At 68.7% G+C, this 20,349-nt stretch carries 18 protein-coding genes and 1 rRNA gene; 5 read left to right on the top strand and 14 right to left on the bottom strand.

Annotated features, from left to right (window positions below; translation table 11 throughout):
* Positions 1-7 precede the first annotated feature (7 nt).
* The 3 genes from selD to EPN29_03830 form a co-directional block, all read right to left on the bottom strand.
* Complete coding sequence (gene selD / locus EPN29_03820; protein ID TAN34500.1) at positions 8-991, bottom strand: selenide, water dikinase SelD; 984 nt, start codon at positions 989-991, stop codon at positions 8-10.
* A gap of 159 nt (positions 992-1,150) precedes the next feature.
* On the bottom strand, positions 1,151-3,442 hold the full coding sequence (gene recG, locus EPN29_03825; protein TAN34501.1) for an ATP-dependent DNA helicase RecG: 2,292 nt from the start codon (positions 3,440-3,442) through the stop codon (positions 1,151-1,153).
* A 49-nt stretch (positions 3,443-3,491) separates the two neighbouring features.
* The gene (locus EPN29_03830) at positions 3,492-4,214 is read right to left on the bottom strand and encodes a hypothetical protein (protein ID TAN34502.1); all 723 of its coding nucleotides are present in this window, start codon (positions 4,212-4,214) and stop codon (positions 3,492-3,494) included.
* 11 nt (positions 4,215-4,225) lie between these two features.
* Between EPN29_03830 and EPN29_03835 the strand changes: the two genes are divergently transcribed.
* The gene (locus tag EPN29_03835; protein ID TAN34503.1) at positions 4,226-5,032 is read left to right on the top strand and encodes a DUF2236 domain-containing protein; all 807 of its coding nucleotides are present in this window, start codon (positions 4,226-4,228) and stop codon (positions 5,030-5,032) included.
* A 32-nt stretch (positions 5,033-5,064) separates the two neighbouring features.
* Here EPN29_03835 and EPN29_03840 read toward each other — a convergent pair whose 3' ends face one another.
* The 3 genes from EPN29_03840 to EPN29_03850 are packed head-to-tail and all read right to left on the bottom strand — an operon-like array spanning position 5,065 to position 7,919.
* Positions 5,065-5,892, bottom strand: a complete 828-nt coding sequence (locus EPN29_03840) for a DegV family protein (GenBank protein TAN34504.1) — start codon at positions 5,890-5,892, stop codon at positions 5,065-5,067.
* A gap of 12 nt (positions 5,893-5,904) precedes the next feature.
* Positions 5,905-7,542 carry a DAK2 domain-containing protein gene (locus EPN29_03845; protein TAN34505.1) on the bottom strand — a complete coding sequence of 546 codons (1,638 nt, stop codon included), beginning with the start codon at positions 7,540-7,542 and terminating at the stop codon, positions 5,905-5,907.
* 2 nt (positions 7,543-7,544) lie between these two features.
* A complete protein-coding gene (locus EPN29_03850; protein ID TAN34506.1) occupies positions 7,545-7,919 on the bottom strand; it encodes an Asp23/Gls24 family envelope stress response protein in 375 nt (124 codons plus the stop codon).
* 86 nt (positions 7,920-8,005) lie between these two features.
* On the opposite strand from EPN29_03850, the gene rpmB reads away from it, so the two are divergent.
* A complete protein-coding gene (rpmB, locus tag EPN29_03855; protein TAN34507.1) occupies positions 8,006-8,191 on the top strand; it encodes a 50S ribosomal protein L28 in 186 nt (61 codons plus the stop codon).
* 12 nt (positions 8,192-8,203) lie between these two features.
* Here the strand turns inward: rpmB and EPN29_03860 are convergent, their stop codons facing one another.
* A complete protein-coding gene (locus tag EPN29_03860; GenBank protein ID TAN34508.1) occupies positions 8,204-9,349 on the bottom strand; it encodes an acetoin utilization protein AcuC in 1,146 nt (381 codons plus the stop codon).
* Positions 9,350-9,372: 23 nt separating this feature from the next.
* Between EPN29_03860 and EPN29_03865 the strand changes: the two genes are divergently transcribed.
* Positions 9,373-10,476, top strand: coding sequence for a glutamate formiminotransferase (locus tag EPN29_03865; protein ID TAN34509.1), 1,104 nt, complete (start codon positions 9,373-9,375; stop codon positions 10,474-10,476).
* A gap of 2 nt (positions 10,477-10,478) precedes the next feature.
* On the opposite strand, the gene EPN29_03870 is transcribed toward EPN29_03865, so the two are convergent.
* Both EPN29_03870 and EPN29_03875 read right to left on the bottom strand, forming a co-directional pair.
* Positions 10,479-11,393, bottom strand: a complete 915-nt coding sequence (locus EPN29_03870) for a hypothetical protein (protein ID TAN34510.1) — start codon at positions 11,391-11,393, stop codon at positions 10,479-10,481.
* A gap of 260 nt (positions 11,394-11,653) precedes the next feature.
* The gene (locus tag EPN29_03875; GenBank protein ID TAN34511.1) at positions 11,654-14,596 is read right to left on the bottom strand and encodes a hypothetical protein; all 2,943 of its coding nucleotides are present in this window, start codon (positions 14,594-14,596) and stop codon (positions 11,654-11,656) included.
* A gap of 63 nt (positions 14,597-14,659) precedes the next feature.
* Between EPN29_03875 and EPN29_03880 the strand changes: the two genes are divergently transcribed.
* Both EPN29_03880 and EPN29_03885 read left to right on the top strand, forming a co-directional pair.
* Positions 14,660-14,962 (top strand): PPOX class F420-dependent oxidoreductase, encoded by a 303-nt coding sequence (locus EPN29_03880; protein ID TAN34512.1) that lies wholly within the window; start codon positions 14,660-14,662, stop codon positions 14,960-14,962.
* The gene (locus EPN29_03885; GenBank protein ID TAN34513.1) at positions 14,737-16,347 is read left to right on the top strand and encodes a hypothetical protein; all 1,611 of its coding nucleotides are present in this window, start codon (positions 14,737-14,739) and stop codon (positions 16,345-16,347) included. Before EPN29_03880 ends, EPN29_03885 begins: the two co-directional genes overlap by 226 nt.
* On the opposite strand, the gene EPN29_03890 is transcribed toward EPN29_03885, so the two are convergent.
* From EPN29_03890 to EPN29_03910, 5 genes are all read right to left on the bottom strand, one after another.
* Positions 16,344-16,808, bottom strand: coding sequence for a 6,7-dimethyl-8-ribityllumazine synthase (locus EPN29_03890; GenBank protein TAN34514.1), 465 nt, complete (start codon positions 16,806-16,808; stop codon positions 16,344-16,346). The genes EPN29_03885 and EPN29_03890 overlap by 4 nt on opposite strands.
* A 108-nt stretch (positions 16,809-16,916) precedes the next feature.
* Positions 16,917-18,122: a bifunctional 3,4-dihydroxy-2-butanone-4-phosphate synthase/GTP cyclohydrolase II gene (locus EPN29_03895; GenBank protein ID TAN34515.1), complete on the bottom strand. Its 1,206-nt coding sequence runs from the start codon at positions 18,120-18,122 to the stop codon at positions 16,917-16,919.
* Positions 18,123-18,136: 14 nt separating this feature from the next.
* Positions 18,137-18,718, bottom strand: coding sequence for a riboflavin synthase (locus tag EPN29_03900; GenBank protein ID TAN34516.1), 582 nt, complete (start codon positions 18,716-18,718; stop codon positions 18,137-18,139).
* A complete protein-coding gene (ribD, locus tag EPN29_03905) occupies positions 18,699-19,799 on the bottom strand; it encodes a bifunctional diaminohydroxyphosphoribosylaminopyrimidine deaminase/5-amino-6-(5-phosphoribosylamino)uracil reductase RibD (protein TAN34517.1) in 1,101 nt (366 codons plus the stop codon). Before ribD ends, EPN29_03900 begins: the two co-directional genes overlap by 20 nt.
* Before the next feature lie 136 nt (positions 19,800-19,935).
* Positions 19,936-20,349: ribosomal RNA gene (locus EPN29_03910) — 23S ribosomal RNA — on the bottom strand; the annotation flags it as partial.

Raw genomic sequence — 20,349 nt, forward strand, 5'->3', positions numbered from 1 at the left:
GTGCGAGTCAGGCTCGCACTCGGATGGATCCGCGGTCGTTGATGACGCCGATCCGCACCGCCGGAGACGGTTCCGAAACCAGTGCGGTCTCGAACCGCACAGCGCTCTCTGGCGGTACCGCCACCAGCAATCCGCCGCTCGTCTGCGCGTCGCACAGCATCATCTGGTCGAGCTCGGGGATGCCGCCCCAGTCAACCTCCTCGCCATAGGCGTCGTGATTGCGGCGGCTCCCGCTCGGGAAGAGGCCCCTTTCGGCCAGATCACGCACTCCGTTCATGAACGGGACCGCCGCGAGTTCGATGTCCGCGCCGGCTCCGGGGGCCCGCCCCGTGTGCGCCCCGCAGAGGTTCGCGAGGTGGCCGATCAACCCGTAACCGGTGACGTCCGTGGCGGCGGTGGCGCCAGCCGCGACCATCGCCTCCGAGGCGCGCCGGTTGAGGTGCGCCATCACGGCGACGGCTTGACGTTCCAGCTCGCGAGGGCAGAGCCCCCTTTTGATGGCGGTGGCGACCAACCCGGACCCCAGCGGCTTGGTCAGGTACAGGAAGTCACCAGGCCGTGCTCCTTCGTGAGTGATCACACGCTCCGGGTGCACCTCGCCGATGACCGCGTAGCCGAACTTCGGCTCCGAATCATCCACCGAGTGGCCTCCGACCACCGCGACGCCGGCCTCGGCCAACTTCCCAGCGCCGCCGCCCACGATTTTCTCCAGCAGGCCGGTGTCGAGCTTGTCGCGCGGGAAGGCCGTGATGCCGAGCGCGAAGAGGGGCCGAGCGCCCATCGCATACACGTCGCTGACCGCGTTGGCCGCCGCGATCGCGCCGAACTCGGCCGGGTCGTCGACGATGGGGGTGAAGAAATCGACCGTGGCCACCAGGGCGCGGTCGGGCGCGATCCGATAGACCGCCGCGTCATCGCGGGCGGCCGCACCGACCAGCACGTTGGGGTCGACGATCGGGGGCAGAGCCCCCAGTACCTGCCCTAGCTCCACCGGGCTGAGCTTGCAGGCTCAACCGGCCCCGTGGCTGTACTCCGTCAGGCGAAGCGGCGAAAGCTGCTCCATCAGCACTAAGTATCGGTGGTGGCGGCTCCGCGGCCCGGTGGCCACCGGATGGGGCACCAGCGCCCACGTCCACGGCTTGAGGCGGAACTAGCTGATCGATATCTGGTCCTGCCGGTGCTGGGCGGCCGCCTTGAGCACGGGATGACGATCGAAGCCCGGATCGGTCAGCATCAGCTGCTCCACCTCTTCACGCACCTCACTCAGCAGTTCAGGCCTTTGCAGCGCTTCCATCGCCGCATCGGACATGCCGTGCTGCCGCGGCCCCATGAGCTGCCCCACCCCACGCCGATTCATGTCTTCCCGGGCCAGGGCGAATCCATCCTGGATGCCGGCCACGAGATGGAGCCGGTCCAAATTGCCTGCCGAAGGGTCGTCGGTCAGCAAAAGGCAGTGGCTCTGATTCGCGCCGCGACCGACCCGGCCGCGGAACTGGTGCAGCTGCGCGAGGCCGAACCGTTCCGCACCCTCGATCATCATCACGGTCGCGTTGGGCACATCGACCCCGACCTCGACGACGGCGGTCGCCACCAGCACCTGCGTCTCGCCTGAGACGAATCCTTGCATCGCCTCGTCCTTGTCCCGCATCCGCCCGTGCACCAGGCCCAGGCGCAGGTCTGGGAACACGTCCCTCTTCAATCGCTCGAACTCGGCGGTGGCGGAGCGGGCGGAGAGCAGCTCCGACTCTTCGATGAGAGGACAGATCACGAACGCCTGCCGGCCCGATCGCACCTCCGCCCGGACCAGGTCGTAGGCCCGCTGGCGGTGCTCCGGGGCGACCACCTCCGTCTCGACCGGCGTGCGCCCCGGAGGCTGCTCGTCGATCACCGAAACCACCATCTCGCCGTAGAGGGCGAGCGCCAGCGTGCGCGGAATCGGGGTCGCGGTCATGGCCAGGAAGTGGGGCCGCCCCCGGCCCTTGGACCTGAGCAGCTCGCGCTGCCGCGTGCCGAAGCGGTGCTGCTCGTCCACGACCGCAAGACCCAGGGCGGCGAACTCGACCTCGTCTTCGATCAGGGCATGGGTGCCGACCACCAGCGCGCAGTGACCTGACGCTGCCGCCGACCGTACGCGCCGCCGCTCGGCCGCGCCTTGGCTGCTGACCAGGAGCTCCACCGTCAGGCTCGGAAAGGTCTCCTCCAGGTAGGCGCGGAAGCGGTGGAGATGCTGCCGGGCGAGGATCTCGGTCGGCGCCATCACCACGGCTTGCAGCCCGGCCGCATGCGCCATGGCGGCGCAGGCGGCGGCGACCGCGGTCTTGCCCGAGCCCACGTCTCCGTTGAGGAGCCGGTTCATGGGTGCGGTCCTCTCCATGTCCTGGAACGCCTCCCAGGTCGATCGCCGCTGCGCCCTGGTCAGCTCGAAACCCAGCCCGGCCTTGAACGCGTCGATCACGTCCTGGCGGTAGGGGATCGAAGTCGCCGGCTCGGCTTCGATGCTCGCTCGCATCAGGGCGAAGGCGGCTTGCAGCTCGAACAGCTCGGCAAATGCCATGCGCCGCCGGGCATCGCGCCACTGCTCTTCGGTGTCCGGGCGGTGCCCCCACCGCACGGCCGCGGCGACCGGAAGGAGATGGTGGTGCTCTCGCACGGTCGCGGGGAGCACATCCTCGAGCTGGTCCGCCAGCGGCAGAGCGGCCTCGACCCAGCCCGCCACCTTCCGGGAGCTCAGCCCGGCGACGAGGTGATACTTGGGCATGAGGCCGCCGATCCGCGGAGACGGCGCGACGTCCGCGCCCTCCAGCCGCTCGTGATGCGGGTTCTGCATCTCGAGCATCGCCCCGTAGCGCGCCTGGCGGACGGTGCCGGCCACCGCGACGCGGTCCCCCTTCTGCAGCTGCCGGGCCAGGTAGGGCTGGTTGAACCACACGATCTTCAGACCGTCGCCTGAGTCGTCGCGCAGCGTGGCCTCGGTGAGCCGGAGCCCGCGACGCGGGGTGCGCTTGGCGCCGATCGCGGCGATGGTGCCGATCACGGTCGCCTGCTGACCCGAGGTGAGATTCGCCACCGCGGCCGGCTCACCGTATGCCTCCCAGCCGAACGGAAGGGCGAGCAGCAGGTCGCGGATCGTGACGAGGCCGAGCCGGGTCAACCGCTTGGCGTCCGCGGGCTTGACCTTGGGCAGGGCCGAAACCGCCGCGTCGAGGGACTGCGGCAGGATCAGAGTTGACAACCGCAGCCCCTCGGCAACCGGCTCATGCTCGGATCCGGCCGTCGCGCCGCCTAACGGGTTTGCCTGAGGCGCCGTGCCTCCGCACGCGCAAACCACACGAGCTGCCCGGCCAGCGCCAGCACCAGCAGCACCAGCGCTGGCGCACGCAGCCGCGACACCGCGAACCAGCCGCCGGCCAGGATGAGGACGATGACCCCGGTCTGCAGCCAATCGGCGACGAACAAGCCGATCACCTCGGCGGCCCCCGCTCTCAGGAACCTCATGCCGGCAGCGGCCGCCGGATGAGCGCCACCGCCCACCGTGAGGTGACGAAGTACACCGCCACCAGGCCGAAGATCGAGACGAAGTCGAACGGCCACGCGGCCCCCATTCCCTCGGCCGCCCAGAAGGTGCCGATGCTCGTGAGGAGGATGCCGACCGCGTACTTCAGAGTGTTCTCAGGCACCCGCGCCAGCGGCTTGCGCACGACCAGCCCCACCGCCGCCACGACCCCCATGGCGAGCAGCCCGCCGCCGGCCGCCAGCGGAAGGCCATGACTCGTGCCCCCCACCGCGATGACGATGAACACCACCTCCAGCCCCTCCAGGAAGACGCCCTTCAGAGCGATGACGAAACCCACCCAGTCATGCCTTGCGGATGCGCTCCCCAGCTCATTCACCGTCTGCTCATAAGCACGCTCCTCGTCGTGCATCGCCACGGCTCCCGCTGATCGGAGCACCGCCTTGTGCAACCACCGCAGACCGAACAGGAGGAGGAGGGTGCCGATGATGATCTTGAGAGAGGATTCGGGGACTCGGTTCACGATCACCTGGCCGAAGAAGACGACCAGGACCGCCAGCGATGCCAGGGCGGCTGCGGTGCCGTACAGCGGCGCCCTCCAGCCTCGCGTCAGGCCGACCGCGAGCACGATCGTGAGCGCCTCGACCGACTCCACCGCCGAACCGAGAAAAGCCGCGCCGAACGTGAACAGCTGCGCGTACACGGTCCTGGAAGATTAATGCGTCTTGCTTTAATGGGCACGTGGCGGCCGGCCTCTACGACGACGGCTCGATCACCCGGCGTGTGAGCCGCGAGAACGTGCTTCTGCTCGGCGGCGGCCGCGCCCTGCTGATGCAGCTCGCGCACCCCAAGGTCGCAGCGGGAGTCGACGAGCACTCGGACTTCCGCACCCACCCGATACGGCGCCTGCGCCGGACGATTCGCACGACGATGGCGATCGTTTTCGGCGATCGTGAGACCGCTCTCGCGGCGGCGCGAAGCGTCAACCGGGTCCATGCCCGAGTCCGAGGTCGGGACTATCGCGCGCTGGACCCGGACCTGCTGCTCTGGGTGCATGCGACGCTCGTCGACTCCGCGCTCGTCACGTATGAGACCTTCGTCCAGCGGTTGCCGGCGGCGGACCGCGAAGACTTCTACCAGGAGTCGAAGATCGTGGGCGAGTTGCTGGGCATTCCTCGCGATCGATTTCCGGGCCGCCTGGACGAATTCGATGCCTATGTCGACACGATGCTGTCGACCGGTCCGGTGCGCGTGGGGCCGCGGGCGACGGAACTGGCGGCCCGGGTGCTGCGGCCGAGGGTGCGTCTTCTGCCCGGCCCGGTGATGATCCCGTTCGAGATCATCACGACCGGCCTTCTGCCGTCGACGCTGCGCGCGCAGTACGGCCTGGCGTGGGGTCCGCGCCGGCAGCGTGTCTTCCGCCTCGCCATGCGCACGCTGCCACGACTGGTCGCGATGACGCCGCCCGTGCTCAGGGTGTGGCCGCTGCCCGGTCACAGCGTCTCGCTCGAGGCCATGTAGAAGCCGGCTTCGAAAGAGGTGGGAGGCCCCGGCTACCTCCTGATGTAGACCAGGCCCAGGGCTTTCGGCCCGGTGTGAGTTCCGAGCACGCAGCCGATCTGGCCGATCGGGATCTCCCGGCCCCCAAGTTCCGTGCGCAGCCCGGCGGCGATCTCCCGCGCCTCCTCGGGCGCCTGCGCGTGCATGACGCCCACGTGCTCCACCGGCAGCTCCCCTCGGAAGAACTCGAGCATCCGAGGGATGGCCCGGGAGCGGGTGCGCACCCGGTCGACCGGCTTGATCTCGCGGTCGGCGACGAGCAGCAGCGGCTTGAGGTCGAGCATGGTGCCGATCATCGCCTGAGCGCGGCTCACCCTGCCCCCCATCTCGACGTAGCGCAGCGTGTCGAGCAGGGCCAGGACCCGGCACTTCGGCACGCGCTCCTCAACCGCCGCCGTGGCTTCGTCCAGCGTCTGGCACTCGGCGGCGACGCGGCACAGGAACGCCATCGGCATCGTCACCGTCTCGCTGTCGATGACGTTGACATTGAAGCCTTCGACCGATTGAGCGCCGACCCGCGCCGCCTCCGCGGTCGCGGACAGCTGGGCGCCGATGTGAATCGAGATGCAGCCTTCGTGATCCCGCGCCAGCCGCCGGTACACCTCGGCAAACTCACCCGGCGATGGAGCCGACGTGGTCGGCAACTTCGTCGATGCCGCGAGGCGCCGGAAGAATTCGTCATCGGTCATGTCCACCCGGTCACGAAGCGTCTCGTTGCCGAACAGCACCTTCAGCGGCACGACCTGGATGCCGTACCGGTCCCGCCACTCGTCCGGAAGGTCGGCGGTCGAGTCGGTGACGACCGCAAAGCTCCGCTTCATCCAGTTCGAGGGTTATTCGACGGAGAGGATGAAGGGATAGTGCTGCTGACCGCCTTGCTGGACCTCGACCTCGAGGCCCGGATAGTTCGACCGGATCTCCGATTCCAACTTCGCCAGTTCGTCATCGCTGGCACCGGCGCCACGATAGACGGTGACGAGCTCGTACGACGCGGGACCCAGCCTGCCGAGGGCCTTGTTGACGACCTCGCCGTAGTCGTTGCCCGCGAACTCGAGCTTCTCGTTGATCAGGCCGATCACGTCGCCCTTCTTCACCTTGAGCCCATTCGAGCGCGTGTCCCGAACCGCATGCGTGACCTCGATCGTCTGCACCCGCTCGGCCTCGGCCTTCATCGCGGCGGCGTTTTCGGCGCCCGAACGTTCACCGCGAAATGCCACCACCGCAGCGACTCCCTGCGGAACGCTGTGAGTCTCCATCACGCGGACCTTCTTCCGGGTCAGGCTCACCACCTGCTTGGCGGCCAGGATCACGTTGCGGTTGTTGGGCAAAAGAACGACCTCGTCGTACGGCACGGACTCGATCGCCTTGAGCATGTCCTGCGTGCTCGGGTTCATCGTCTGGCCGCCCTCGACGATCGCGTCCACGCCCAGGCCGCGGAAGATCTCCACCAGGCCGGACCCGGCCACCACCGCGACGAGACCGACCCCATTCGGCCGGGGCGGCCGGGGCGCGGCCGCATCGCTGTCGATGATCCGTCTGTGCTGGGTCGACATGTCGCCGACGTTGAGCTTGAGCAGCTTGCCGTGGCCGCCGGCCAGGGTGATGACCCGCGTCGGGTCATCGGTGTGCACGTGGACCTTCACCAGCTCGGGCTCACCCACGACCAGCACCGAGTTGCCCAGCGCCTCGATCTGGTTGCGGATCAGGTCGAGGTCGAGGCCGGAACCCTCGATCAGGAATTCCGTGCAGTAACCCCAGCCGCCCTCGGGCAGCGCGACCGCGACCTGTGACGACGAGGATGCGGCCGGCTTTGACTGGGCGAGCGTGCGCAGCGCCGACTCCGCCTCCTCGACCGTCTTCAGCATGCCTTCGAGGATGATTTCGAGGCCGAAGCCGCCGGCATCGACGACCCCTGCGTCACGAAGGATCTGCAGCTGGCTGGGCGTCTTGAGCACGGCCGCACGCGCTCCCGCCGCCGCCGCCGCGATGACGCGCGGGATCGTCGCGTCCGGGCTGCCGGCCGCGGTCGCCGCCGCCCGGCCGGCTTCGCGAGCGACGGTGAGGATCGTCCCCTCCGTCGGCTTGTTGACAGCCCTGTAGGCCGCGTTCGCGGCCTCTTCGAATGCCGCCGCCAGCTCAGCCGGCGTGAGCGAGCTCTTGCCCTCGACCGCCCGCGCAAACCCCCGAAAGATCTGCGAGAGGATCACCCCGGAGTTGCCTCGCGCGCCCATCAGGCTGCCGTGCGAGGCGAGCTTGGCGATCTTGCTGACCTCGGCGGCGTTCGAATCTTTGATGTCTTCGACCGCGGACTGCAGTGTCAGCAGCATGTTCGTCCCGGTGTCCCCGTCGGGAACCGGGAACACGTTGAGCCGGTTGACCTCCTCGTGGTTGGACGAAAGCCAGCTCAAACTGCCCAAGAGGGCCCGCTTGAACAGGGGTCCGTCCACCCCGGTGGGCCTATCTGCAGCCATGGTTACAGCTCTTCCCGGACGCCCTGGACGTTGACGTTGACCTGCACCACGGGCACTTTGACCGATCGCTCCACCTCGAACCTGACGGTCTCCTGAAGGTTGTGTGCGACCTCGGAGATGCGGATCCCGTATTGCACGATGACGAAGACATCGATGGCCAGGCCGCCTTCGACCTCGACCACGTCCACGCCTCGATCCACGTTCTCGCGACGGAGCAGCTCGGCAACGCCGTCGCGCAGCCCGCGGGCCGCCATGCCGGCGATGCCGTAGCAGCGCAGCGCCGCGTGGCCGGCGATCGCACCCACGGCTGAAGGGAAGACCTCGATGCGGCCCCACTGCCGGGCCTGGACGAGCGGCGTCGACGTTTTGGAGGCCATGGAAAGCCCATGGTACAATCCGGGTCGTCCGGCCGCGACTCAGCGGCGCCGGGTTTTCAGCTCTAATCCCAATCGGAAGGTGCCTCATGGCCAAGCGTTGCGCGATTTGCGGCAAAGAGCCGCAGTACGGACACCACGTCAGTCATGCCAAGAACCGGGTCAACCGTCGATTCGAGCCCAACCTTCAGATGGGCCGGGTGACGGTGGAGGGCCGTTTGGTCCGCGCGCGTGTCTGCACGCGCTGCCTTCGCACCCACTCCGCGGCGGTCTAGCGCCGGGCCGGCTCAAGCCCCCCCGCCCTGATCCGCTCCCCCGGAGGGAGAGGCGAAATCGAAGCCGTGGACCTCGCCCAGCCGGCGCAGGTCTTGGTGCAGCGAAGCCCAGACGCGTTCCTGCTCCTCCGCCCCCGGCGCAACGCTTGACGCATCGTTGAGGTCGGCCGCGAGGCCAGGACGTTCGACCATCTCGGCAAATAACAGAGTCCAGGCCCGCGGGACGACTTCACGGATGGCGTAACCGCCGCCCCCAAGCGCCAGCCAGCGTCCTTCGCACAGCTCGTGCGCCAGCTCGTGGAACGCGCGGCCCACGCGGGGCCAGATCCGCGTCGTCGCCGCGAGATGCGCGAGCGGATCGAGATAGTGGGTGTCGCAGCCATCCTGCGTGACGAGCACGGTCGGCTCGAACCGGCGGAGCAGGGGCGGCACGACCCGCTCGAAGCCTTCGAGCCAGGGCTCGTCCCAGGTGAACGGTTCAAACGGCAGGTTGGCGGCGGTCCCGCGACCGGGTCCGACGCCGCAGTCCGCCGGAAAGCCGGTACCCGGGAACAGGTGGCGACCGCTCTCGTGCAGGCTGATCGTGAGCACCGCCGGGTCGCTCTGGAACACGCCCTCCACTCCATCGCCGTGGTGGACGTCGATGTCGACATAGGCGACGCGATGCCCGCGATCCTTCAACCAGCGGCAGGCGATGGCCGCGTCGTTGTAGGTGCAGAATCCCGACGCTCGATCGCGATGAGCGTGATGCAGGCCGCCGGACGGGCTGAATGCATGGAGGGCGGCGCCGCCCTCGATCGCCTCAGCCGCGACCAGGCTCGCGCCGGCGACGAGCCGGCTCCCCTCATGCAGATCGTCCGAGATGGGATTGTCCGCGGATCCGAACCCGGCCGCATGGATGCGGTCGATCGCCACCTGCCGTCGCTGAGCCGGGTCGCCAAGCCGCCGGACGAGGTCGACGTAATCCGGCGAGTGAACCAGCTCCAGCTCGTTGGTCGTGGCGCGGCGCGGCGGCAGCAGGCGGCAGTGCTCGATCAGGCCGGTGGAACGGATGAGGTCCATCGCCAGCTTGACGCGGATCGGTTGCAGCGGATGCTGATCCGAGAGGCGGTGCTTCATCAGCTCGTCGCCGTAGACGAGCGCGACCGGGCCGGGCACGGCCACTTACCCTAACAAGCTGCATGAATCAGGAAGGCCTCTTCGAGTCCGTGCCCAACTTCTCAGAAGGCAGGCGGCGCGACGTGATTGCGGCCATCGCGGCCGCCGCCGGCGATGCCCATCTCCTCGACAGCGACCCAGACCCAGATCACAACCGCGTTGTGATCTCGATCGCGGGGTACAGAGCCAAGCTCGTCGAGGGCCTCATGGAGGCGATAGGTGTGGCGATCGATCGCATCGACGTCCGCCGGCATCAGGGCGTCCATCCACGCGTGGGCGCCGCCGACGTGGTGCCGATCGTCCCGCTCGGCCAGACCACGCTCGCGACCTGCCGGGAAGTCGCGCGGGAGGTCGGCGAGCTGATCTGGGCCCGGCTCAAGGTCCCGGTGTACTTCTACGGCCAGGGCCGCTCGCTGGCCGACATCCGCGCCGGGCGGGCGCGACCCGACCTCGGCGGGCCCGACATGCATCCCACAGCCGGCGCCGTCTGCGTCGGCGCGCGGCTCAACCTGGTCGCCTTCAACGTGCTGCTGCCGGCCACCGGCGTCCCAGCGGCGCGCGCCCTCGCTCGGTCGCTGCGCGAGTCGGCCGGCGGCATGCGCGGCGTCCAGGCGCTGGTGTTCGAGCTGCCCGGCGGAGAGGTTCAGCTGTCGATGAACCTCGTGCGCGCGGATGCAACCCCGCCGGCGGCGGTCGTCGCCGAGCTGGAGCGCCGCGGAGTCGCCGTCGGGGCGCAGCAGCTCGTGGGCCTGTGCCCGGCCCAAGCCGCCAACGCCGCGGCCGCGGGGCGCTTGCTCGAGGCCCGGCTGGCGAGCGCGGCTGCGCGGGCGGGCGCCTGGCGGTGCCGCGAGCGGGGAGACGAGGAACACCTGGCCCTCGCCGGGCGCCTTCAGCGCGAGGCCGAGCAGCTGGCCGTCCTCGGCATCGAACCCGAAGAGATCCTCGGTGGCGCAGAGCGGGCGGCGGCGCTCGTGCCGGTGCTCCGCGCCGCGCAGGCCCTCGATGGTGAGCTGGAGGCGATGCTCGGCGCCGCCGCGCGCGGCTTGCGCGCCTCGATCAGGCCATCAACGCAGGCTGCCTACGCGTCGCGTATCGCCGCGCTGGATGCACGGCTGGCGCCGGCCTAGGCTCAAGCGGCTGCTCCGGTGGAGTCGATCGTGACCGTGCACGCGCCGCCATCGATCTCGACGCGGTAACCATCGGTCGCGCCGTCGTAACCGGCCGACTGCCAGTTCTGTGTGCCGATACCACGCTGCTGCCTGCCGTCCGCGTCCAAGCTCACCGCCCCGCCCGAGACGCTCACCGAGGTTGGCGTCCCGCTGGGCCGGTGCAGATGCACCGTCAACGCCCCGCCGTTGATGGTGATCGGCACGATGCCCGACGGCGGTCCGAGGGTGATGTCCTCGCGGCTGGCGCCGGTGTTGAGCTCGATCGAGGCCACCTGCACGCCCGCCAGCTGAAGGGTGCCGGTCGCCGCGCCGGTATTGCTGGTGATCTTCCAGGGCAGGCTCGAATCGAGCTGCAGGCCGAGGACGAAGCGATGGCTCTGAAAGATGCCGAACCGGGTGCTGCTCTGGGAGATCCGGAGGTCGCCGGTGGTGCGGTCGAGGGTGATGTCCGGCTTGCCCCCGGAATACTCGATGTGAGCGCGATAGAGGTCGCCGCCGAGCCCTGCGCTCCCCGACACCGTGATGGTCGCCGCCCCGACGTCGACCTCGAGCGACGCGTGTTCCAGGTCGCCGGCCCTGTCCGAGGCATCGAGGGTGTGGCTCCCACCGCCGGCGTTGGGAGCCAGCGCCACGTAGGCCATCGCCCCGCCGGCGGCCACGAGCACGATCAGGACCGCCGCCAGCTCCCCTGCCGCGCCGCGGAGAGCGCGGCGGGCGATGAGCTCCGCGCCGATGACGATGAGGAGCAGCGGCCAGAGGTCGATCAGCCGCTCCAGGCGCTCGGCCGGGATCAGGCCGGAATTGACGACTAGGGCGAAGATGCCGATGAGGATGAGGACCGCGGGCCACCAAAAGCTGCGGTAGCGGTCGCGCATCGGCGCCGGCCTCAGCTGCGTGCGCGGCGGACGATCAGCCAGCCGCCCAGCAGGATGAGGACGATCGGCCACGCGATGTCGGGGCGCAGCCAGTCCAGCACGCCGAGGTTGCTGAGCAGGAAGTAGACGCCCAGCACCACCAGCACCGAGGGCCAGAAATAGTCTTGGCGCCAGAGGTTCATGCCGCGGATTCTAGAGGGGAGCGGAACCGGGTGCCGAACGCAATTCCGGCCCCCCGGCGCCGGGGGCGCGGTTCAGAATCAGACGGGCGCGACCACCTCGAACAGGTCCGGTCGCTCGTGGCGAGCGGCTTCGACGAGCTCGGGGCCGGCGACGCTGACCTGTGCCGGGCGGGCGCCGGCGAGGTAGCCGCGAGCGACCCGCCGGAGGTCGTCGGCGGTCACCGCGAGGAGCCGCCGCTTGAACCGTTCGCGCTCTTCGCGGGTGAAGCCGGTGGCCCGGTTCGCCGCCTCTCGCCGCCCCTTGATGTCGGGTGACTCGAGCGGGTCGACGTCGGAGCACGCGCCGAGGATCGCCTCCTTCAAGGGCTCGGCGTCGATCTCCCCATCCGTGACCCAGGTCACCGCGTGGTCGTAGACGTCGTAGGTCCGGACGATGTTCGGGTCGCGATACGAGCCGAGGTAGAAGGTGCCGCCGGCGATACCCGCCGCCGCGAAGCCGCCGTATGCGCCGCCCTTCTCCCGAAGCTCCCGATGCAGGAAGGTGTCGCGGAGATAGTTCGCCAGCACGAGCAAAGGCGCGGCGTCCGGATGCGTGTAGCGCACCGTCGTGAAGGTGCGGACGTTGAACGCCACCGGCAGCGGCGCGGTTCGCGCTTCCGCCACCGCCTCCAGGGGCTCGGGCTTCTCGGCATGCTCCTCGTCGCCGCCCTCGGGCAGGGCGCCGGCGAAGCCCGCGAGCAGGTCCTCCAGCGTTTCGACCATCGCCTCCTCACAGGTCACCACGACGCGGATCGAGCCCCTCCGGAAGAGGCGCGTGCGGATCGCATCCAGCCTGGAGATGAGGTCCCCCACCTCGTCATCGCCGAGGCGGGCGAGACGGCGCATGACGTGGAGCATGCCCATCCCCTGCAGGCGGTCGTTGATGGCGCCTTCCGAGCTGAGCTTCGACTGGGCGCGGAGGATCGCCAACTGGAACCCGAGGTTGGCGATCGAGCTCTCCAGGCGGGTCGCGCTCTCGGCGATCACCTCCTTGAGGCGCCTGGGCTCGATCTCCAGGCGGGTGACGAGGTCGGCCAGGAGCTCGACGAACGGCCTCGCGTTGCGGTCGAGCGCCCTGCCGGACAACACGAAAGACTGCAGGTAGTCGTCGCTGGCGGCCAGCGATTGAACCTGCGGCGAGGCGCCCACGCCTCCGGTGGTCGCAGCGATGCGCGCGGCGATCTCGACATAGTCCTGGCCGGCGGCCCCGCTCTGGGTCAGCACACGGCTGAAGAGTGGAAGCAGGTCCTTCTGCTCCGGGCTGAGCGCTGAGAAGTCGGCTCTGACATCCACGTACGTGACGCCGTTGGTCGGCTGAGGGAAGAACTCGATTCTGGCGGCTCCCAGCGCGACGTCGCGGCTGGGGACGTCCTCGAACTTCATCGGGATGTCGCTCAACTCCAGGGTGGGCAGTGAGGTGAGGTCGTGCTTCCTTTCCTGGTCGGTTTTGAGGCGCAGCGCCTCGGCCACGATTCGCGCTCGGTCCGAGTCGTCGAGCCCGGCCTCGACCACGGCCAGCCGGTCGAGCTCGCGGCGACGCTGACGCTCCTCGAGCTCCGGGTCGGGCTCGATCGTCAACAACACGCGGTGCGGGTTGTCCAGCAGCTCCGCCCGGATGAGGTCCTCAAAGAACGGCCCCTCGGCACGCGCCTTCTCGAGATGCGCGAGATCGGCGTCGAAGTTCATGGCGCTGTACGGGTCGCCGCCGTAGTAATAGGGGGCCATGGCGCTGAACAGCACCTTGAGCGCGTACGGCAAACCGGCGTTGGATCGCTCTCGCTTTTCGAACTCCAGCCGGTGGATGGCGGCGTCGACCTGGGCTTTGGCCACGCCCTCGCCGGCCAGGCGCTCGAGAGTGTCGAGCACGACCTTCTGTACCTTGGCGGCGTCCTCGGAGGCGATGTCTTTCAGGCCCGCTCCGAACACCGCCTCACGGTAGTCGTCCTGCAGCCCGCTGCCGTCGGCCATCGCGGTCCCCAGGCGCGAGTCGATGAGCGCCTTGCGCAGCGGTGAGCCGGCATTGGCAAGAAGCACCTCCGCGAGCACTTTCATGGCCAGGACCCGGAATGAATCCCCGGTAGGCACCGTCACCCACGCGACGAGGGCCTGCGATTTGCGGCCGTGGTGCTCGCCGGCCGTGACCGGGTAGGGCTCGACCGCGGCGACCGGCTTGGCGAATCGCGTGACGTCGGAGATCGAAGCCTCGACCTCGATGCGCTGGAAGCGGGACAGCGCGTTGCGCTCGATCGCCTCCAGCGTCCGCTCCAGCGGCTGGTCGCCGTAGGTGTAGAAGTACGCGTTGCTCGGGTGATAGTGCACGGCGTGGAATCGCCGAAGCTGCTCCCACGTCAGGTTCGGGATGTCCTCGGGGTCACCGCCGGAGACGTGGGCGTAGGTCAGGTCGGGAAAGAGCGAGCGGCCGATTCCGCGCTGGACGGCCGCCTGCGGCGACGCGAGGGCGCCCTTCATCTCGTTGAAGACCACCCCTCTGTAGCGCAGGCCGCTGGTCACGTCCTGGGGGTCTTCGAACTCGAAGCGGATGCCCTCCTGCTTGAACGAGTCCTCGGACAGACGCGGAAAGAACGTGGCGTCCAGGTACACGTCGAGGAGGTTCATGAAGTCCTTGGCGTTGCGCGAGCTGAACAGGTACATCGTCCAATCCGCCGCCGTCAGCGCGTTCATGAACGTGGCGAGGGAGCGCCGGCTCATGCTGAAGAACGGGTCGCGGACGGGGTACCGCTGCGAGCCCGCCAGAACGACGTGCTCGAGGATGTGCGCAACCCCGGTCGAGTCCTTCGGCACAGTCGGGAAGAAGACGGCGAAGGCGTTGTTGTCGTCAGGACATTCGACGTGGATGTGCCGCGCGCCGGTGCGCTCGTGCACGAGTTCCAGGTAGCTGCCCTCGAGCCGTTCGAGGCGCTCGCGACGCCGGATCGTGTATCCGCCCAATGTCCCGACGTCGCGCGTGGTGGTCCTTGCCATCGATGCTGCGTGATTGAGTCTAAGTGGCTGGGAGCCGGCGCCGTCCGGGGCTACGCTTAACTGATGGTGTTCACGGATGGCGAGCTCGAGTTCTTGGGCTCACAGCGGATCGGACGCTTCGCCACGGTCGGCCCGTCGGGGTGGCCCCACGTCGTGCCGGTCATGTACACGGTGAACGAGTCCGGGGCGCTGGAATTCGACGTCGATGGAGTCAAGCTTCGCAACGTGCTGGCGGAGCCACGAGCGGCCATGGTCGTCGATGCGATGGGACCCAAGCGGGGAATCGCGCTGCAGGGTCGGGTCGAGCTGATCGGCCCCGAACGGGCGCGCCTGTCGCCGGTCCACAAGTTCAGCTGGGGGCTGTGAGCCGCCGGTTGACCGTCTCCCTTGGCGTTGCTCTGGTGGTCGTCGGCGTCGCCTGTGGTGGGTCGGGTCCAGAGCTCCCCGCGCGAACTCCCGGGCCCGCGGGCGCGGCGTCGCCGGGTCTGGCGGCGGACTGGGCCGAGTACCACCACGACGCGGCTCGCAGCGGGGTCGGACCGGCCTCACCCGCGCTGAGCTCGGCCTCGTCGCCACCGCGGGTCGCCTGGACCACCGGCCTCGACGGTGACGTTTACGCCTCACCTCTGATCGTGGCCGGCCACGTGCTCGTGGCGACGGAGAACAACACCGTCTACTCGCTCGATCTGTTCAGCGGTGCGGTGGTGTGGAAGGTTCATCTGGGCGAGCCCGTCAACGCTGCTTCGCTCCAGTGCGGCGACATCGGGCCGGTGACCGGGATCACCGGCACGCCCGCCGCCGACGCCGGCGCGGGCCGGCTCTACGTCGTCGCCTTCCTTCGCAGCCACCACCACATGCTCTTCACGCTGAGCCTCGCGGACGGCTCGACCGTCGCGCAGCGTGACATCGACCCGGCCGGATCCGACCCGGCGGTGCAGCAGCAGCGCGGAGCCCTGGCCCTCGGTTCGGGTTACGTCTACATTCCGCTGGGCGGGCTGTTCGGGGATTGCGGCCAGTACAACGGATACCTGGAAGCCGTGCCGGTCGGCGGCGGGCCGGCGTTGTCCTACCGCGTCCCGAGCGCGCGCGGGGCTGGTGTCTGGGACCCGGCGGGAGCGACGATCGCGCCGTCCGGCTCGGTCTACATCGTCACCGGCAATGGCGCCTCTCGGTCCAGCTTCGACTACAGCAACTCGGTGGTCGAGCTGTCCGCTGATCTCCAGCACGTGCAGTCGTACTTTGCCCCCGCCGATTGGATCTCGCTGAACGCCGGCGACACCGACCTCGGTTCGGTGGGCGCGACGCTGCTGCCGTCACCGGGTGTCGTGCTGGCCATCGGCAAGCAGGGTGTCGCGTACCTGCTGACGGCGGATCGGCTCGGCGGCATCGGCGGGCAGATCGCGAGCCGGCCGGTCTGTTCGGGTGCTTTCGGGGGCACGGCGTGGTCGAAAGACACCGTCTACGTCCCGTGCTCCGACGGGCTGTACGCGCTCACGGTCAGGACCACCTCGATCGACGTCATCTGGCACGCCAGTCACCCGTCGCTCGGATCGCCGGTCCTTGCCGCGGGCGACGTGTGGGCCATCGAGCCGGGGTCGGGAAGGCTGTACGCGCTCGACCCCGAGTCCGGTGACGTCGTCTACTCGACGGCGCTCGGCTCCGCGCAACACTTCAGCACGCCGGCCGCCACGGAGGGCTTCATCGTCGCGCCGGCGGGCGACAAGATCGTCACGGTCGCCACCGCCGCCTAACCCTGGATCGCACGCAGGAGGTTCGCCATCTCGATCGCGGCCTCGGCGGCGTCGGCGCCTTTGTTGTGCTTCGGACCGGAGCGTGCCAGGGCTTGCTCCCTGTCCTCCGTCGTCAGCACCCCGAACGCCACCGGCACGCCGGTGTCCAGCTGGACCTGCATGATGCCGGCCGCCGCCTGGTCCGCCACGACCTCGAAGTGATAGGTCTCCCCCCGGATCACGCAGCCCAGGCACACGATCGCGTCGTGACCGCCCCGCTCCGCGAGCGCCAGCGCGGTGACCGGCAGCTCCAGCGACCCCGGGACCCAGAACACGTCGGGGTCTTCCACCCCGTGCCCTTGCAGCGAATCCAAGGCACCTCGCAGGAGGCGCTTCGACACCTCTTCGTTGAACCGTGAGGCGACGACCGCAATCCGCAGGTCGGCTCCGCTCAGGTCTGGACTGGCGCCTTTCTCACCCATGCGTATCGCCGGAGGCGCGGCGGAAAATCGCCGGATGAGCCCGCGGGGTGCCGCGGGCGCCACGCGGCGTCGCCCCTGGCATCGGCGTCGAACCTTCGAGACGGATCACTAGAGCAGGTGACCAAGTTTGTCTTTCTTGGTCTTGAGATAGCGCTCGTTATGAGGGTTGGAGGGGATGCGAATCGGCACCCGCTCCACCACCTCCAGGCCGAAACCCTCCAGCCCGTAGATCTTCTTGGGGTTGTTGGTCAGCAACCGGATCTTGCGCACGCCCAGGTCGTAGATGATCTGGCTGCCGATCCCGTAGTCGCGCTTGTCGGCCGGGTGCCCCAGAGCCTCGTTGGCCTCGACCGTGTCCAGCCCGCGGTCCTGCAGGTTGTAGGCATGCAGCTTGTCGAGAAGGCCGATGCCTCGACCCTCCTGGTGCCGGATGTACAGGATCACGCCTGTGCCGGCGGCGGCGATCATGTCCATGGCCGCGTGCAGCTGCGCGCCACAATCGCACCGTAGGCTGCCGAAGATATCTCCGGTCAGGCACTCGGAGTGCGCGCGCAGGAGCACGGGTTTTTGCGAGTCGATCTGACCCAGGACCAGGGCGAGGTGATTCTCGTGCCGCAGTATGTCCTCATACGCGAAGAGCTTCCACTGGAGAGGGTGTCCATCGCCGAGGGGAAGCGTCGCCTCGACGCGCCGCGCGATCAACTTCTCGTTGCGCCGGCGGTAGGCGATCATCTGCTCGACCGTGATCAGCTTGATGTCGTGCTCGGTGGCGAACCGCTCGAGATCGGGCATCCGCGCCATCGTCCCGTCGGCCTTCATGAGCTCGGTGATCACGCCGGCGGGATAGAGGCCCGCCAGGATGGCCAGATCGACTGAGGCCTCGGTCTGGCCGGCGCGGGTGAGCACGCCGCCCTCGGCCGCCCGCAGCGGGAAGGTGTGCCCCGGCATCGAGAAGTCGGACGCCCTGGCGGCGGGGTCCAGGACCTTGCGGATGGTGGCCGCCCGGTCGTAAGCCGATGCACCGGTGGTGACGTTGTCCTTGGCGTCGATGCTCACGCTGAACGCCGTGCCCAACCGGCTCGTGTTGCGCTCGACCATGGGTGCGATGCCGAGTTCGTCGAGGCGCCGGGCGATGATCGGCATGCACACCAGACCGGAACCGTGCCGGGTCATGAAGCTGATGTGCTCGGGCGTGATGAGCTGCGCCGCGACGACGAGGTCCCCCTCGTTCTCGCGGTCCTCGTCGTCGACGATGATCACGAACTTGCCGGCCTCGAAGTCGGCGATCGCCTCTGGGACGGTGGCTAGGCCCATCTCGCGGTGAAATACTACCGGGGTAGGTTTCGGGCCACGTAGCGGGCGACGACGTCGGCTTCGAGATTCACCGCCGTGCCCGCTTTGTAGTCGCCGGCCACCGTCACCGCCAGCGTGTGAGGAATCAAAGCCACGGTGAAAGTGCCGGCCTGATCGTCGACAGCGGCCACCGTGAGGCTCATCCCGTCGACGGCGATCGAACCCTTCGCGACGACAAAGCTGCGAAGCGGTTTCGGCAGCTCGATCACGACCTCTTTCCCGGCGGCCGCGGCGGCCACTCGCTTCACCATGGCGGTGACGTCGACGTGACCCTGGACGAGGTGCCCGTCGAGCAATCCATCGGCGGCGAGCGGCAGCTCCAGGTTGACCGCCGACCCCGGCTTGGCCGAGCCGAGGTTGGTCCGGCGGAGCGTCTCGGGCACCACGTCGGCGAAGAAGGTCGCGCCGGATTTCCGGACCACCGTGAGGCAGCAGCCGTTGACCGCCACGCTGGAGCCGACGGTCAGGCGCCCGGCCGTGGCGGCGTGCTCGATCCCGAGCCGGTTCGGGCTCGCCTCGACGATCGTGCCGACGCCGCTAACGATTCCCGTGAACATCGATGTATCCGGTGATCAGAATGTCAGTTCCGAGCCTGACCATGTCGAATTCGCGCAGCGAGACGGCATCCACCAGGTGCTCCACCCCCAGGCCACCAACCGGACCCGGCGCCTCACGGCCGCCGATCAGCCGCGGCGCGACGTACGCGTGCACCTTGTCCACGAGGCCGCCGGTGAGAAACGAGGCGTGCACCTCGCCCCCGCCCTCGACCAGCAGGCTCAGGACCCCGCGCTTACCCAGCTCGTCGAGGAGCGCCGGCAAGGCCACGTGACCGTCTGGGTCAGCCGGCAGACGCACGACCTCGGCGGCGCCGACCCGGCCGCTGCGCGTGGTGGCGATGAGCGTGTTCGAGCCGACGATCCTGGCCGACTGCCGGATGCGGAGCTGGGAATCGACCACCACCCGAAGCGGCTGGCGCAATGCGTCGCCCTCCGAGCGGGCCGTCAGCTCGGGATCGTCGGCGATCACGGTGTTGACGCCCACCAGGATGGCGTCATGCATGTGCCGCAGGCGGTGGGCGTGAGCACGAGCCTCTTCCCCGGTGATCCAGCGCGACTCGCCGGCGCGGGTCGCGATCTTGCCGTCAAGGCTCATCGCGAACTTCGCGGACACGAAAGGGCGACCGGTGAGACGGTGCTTGACGTAGAACTCGTTCAGACGCCGGGCACGCTCTTCGTGCACGCCGACCACCGTCTCGATGCCGGCGGATTCGAGCATGCGGACGCCCGCGCCGCGCACCCGCTCGTCTGGATCGGTCATCGAGACGACCACCCGCCGCACCCCGGCGTCGACGACCGCCTGGGAGCACGAAGGGGTGCGGTGCGCGTGCGCGCAAGGCTCGAGGTTGACATAGAGAGTGCCGCCCCGCGCGCCCTCGCCCGCGGCCGCGAGGGCCTCCTCCTCAGCGTGCGGCTCACCCGGGCGGCGGTGGAATCCCTCGCCCGCCACCTGGCCGGCCGGGTCCAGCACCACCGCACCCACCATGGGATTCGGGCTGGTCCGGTAATCGGCCTGGCGTGCGAGTTCGAGGGCGCGCGCGGCCCAATACAGGTCGATGCTCTCGTCGGGGTCTGTCGGCATCAGGCTTCGCAATATATACGCGCGCCGAACCAGACCACTCGAGGTCAACAACCGAATCAGGTCCATGAGATTCCCCAGCCTGCTTTTCAGCGCTGGATCCGATTTCCTTACTTAACGACTCATCCTCAGGAACTGAAGAGTGAGTTATAGGTGAACAAGCCCTCGGGCTATTAGTACCGGTCAGCTCAAAAGATTGCTCTTCTTACACCTCCGGCCTATCAACCTGGTTGTCTACCAGGGCCCTTACCCGGTTAACCCGGTGGGAGACCTTATCTTGGAGTCGGCTTCGCACTTAGATGCTTTCAGCGCTTATCCGAACCGGCCATGGCTACCCGGCGCTGCCACTGGCGTGACAACCGGTACACTAGCGGGCCGTTCAACCCGGTCCTCTCGTACTAGGGTCAACCCTCCTCAAGTCTCCTACGCCCACGGCGGATAGGGACCGAACTGTCTCACGACGTTCTAAACCCAGCTCGCGTACCGCTTTAATGGGCGAACAGCCCAACCCTTGGGACCGACTCCAGCCCCAGGATGCGACGAGCCGACATCG

The organism is bacterium (assembly GCA_004299235.1).
In the GTDB taxonomy this organism is placed as follows: domain Bacteria; phylum Chloroflexota; class Dormibacteria; order Dormibacterales; family Dormibacteraceae; genus SCQL01.

What these genes read in the sequence shown, in the direction of transcription:
- EPN29_03840 (TAN34504.1), bottom strand. Translation starts at nt 5,892, where the DNA reads ATGAAGCGGAGCTTTGCGGTCGTCACCGACTCGACCGCCGACCTTCCG.
- EPN29_03845 (TAN34505.1), bottom strand. Translation starts at nt 7,542, where the DNA reads ATGGCTGCAGATAGGCCCACCGGGGTGGACGGACCCCTGTTCAAGCGG.
- EPN29_03850 (TAN34506.1), bottom strand. Translation starts at nt 7,919, where the DNA reads ATGGCCTCCAAAACGTCGACGCCGCTCGTCCAGGCCCGGCAGTGGGGC.
- rpmB (TAN34507.1), top strand. Translation starts at nt 8,006, where the DNA reads ATGGCCAAGCGTTGCGCGATTTGCGGCAAAGAGCCGCAGTACGGACAC.
- EPN29_03865 (TAN34509.1), top strand. Translation starts at nt 9,373, where the DNA reads ATGAATCAGGAAGGCCTCTTCGAGTCCGTGCCCAACTTCTCAGAAGGC.
- EPN29_03870 (TAN34510.1), bottom strand. Translation starts at nt 11,393, where the DNA reads ATGCGCGACCGCTACCGCAGCTTTTGGTGGCCCGCGGTCCTCATCCTC.
- EPN29_03875 (TAN34511.1), bottom strand. Translation starts at nt 14,596, where the DNA reads ATGGCAAGGACCACCACGCGCGACGTCGGGACATTGGGCGGATACACG.
- EPN29_03880 (TAN34512.1), top strand. Translation starts at nt 14,660, where the DNA reads ATGGTGTTCACGGATGGCGAGCTCGAGTTCTTGGGCTCACAGCGGATC.
- EPN29_03890 (TAN34514.1), bottom strand. Translation starts at nt 16,808, where the DNA reads ATGGGTGAGAAAGGCGCCAGTCCAGACCTGAGCGGAGCCGACCTGCGG.
- EPN29_03895 (TAN34515.1), bottom strand. Translation starts at nt 18,122, where the DNA reads ATGGGCCTAGCCACCGTCCCAGAGGCGATCGCCGACTTCGAGGCCGGC.
- EPN29_03900 (TAN34516.1), bottom strand. Translation starts at nt 18,718, where the DNA reads ATGTTCACGGGAATCGTTAGCGGCGTCGGCACGATCGTCGAGGCGAGC.
- ribD (TAN34517.1), bottom strand. Translation starts at nt 19,799, where the DNA reads ATGCCGACAGACCCCGACGAGAGCATCGACCTGTATTGGGCCGCGCGC.